1 pseudogene is annotated in these 493 nt (G+C 36.5%); it reads left to right on the plus strand.

What is annotated here, in order from left to right:
- Positions 1–346 precede the first annotated feature (346 nt).
- A pseudogene (locus BCT81_RS28915) lies at positions 347–493 on the plus strand (amino acid ABC transporter substrate-binding protein); the annotation flags it as partial.

Genomic DNA, 493 nt, shown 5'->3' on the forward strand with positions numbered 1-493 from the left:
GTGAGATTCATTCAGGATTTTTATCTAGTCGATTATCAATATAAAAATCTAAATCTTGTTGCACCAACAGTGTGAACCCTTGCACTATTTACATTCAGTTAACATTTGGTCATTCTAAATGTGTTCGGATTTGTGATTTCATTCAAAATTCTTTTTAAATTATACATTTGTGAAACTACGGATCCTTTCCTAACCTTATAAACAGTTGATTAAATCGCACACAGTTTCATTTGCAAAATGCAACTCGTTTGATTTAGACAACAAGGTCATAGAAAACGCAACACATATAGAAAACTCAAATGAGCACGAGTATCAGGTGTCACCTGGTTAACAAGGAAGGATACAAATGACAAATAAACTAACACTTCTTGCTTCAGTAGTAGCTGCATCAACTGCGATGATGGCAACATCAGCATCAGCGGCAGAAAGCACTCTGGACAAAGTCACATCTCAAGGCTTCTTAACTTGTGGTGTAAGTACAGGTCTTCCAGGG

Source organism: Vibrio sp. 10N.261.52.A1, assembly GCF_002876325.1.
GTDB classification, from domain to species: Bacteria; Pseudomonadota; Gammaproteobacteria; order Enterobacterales; family Vibrionaceae; genus Vibrio; species Vibrio chagasii.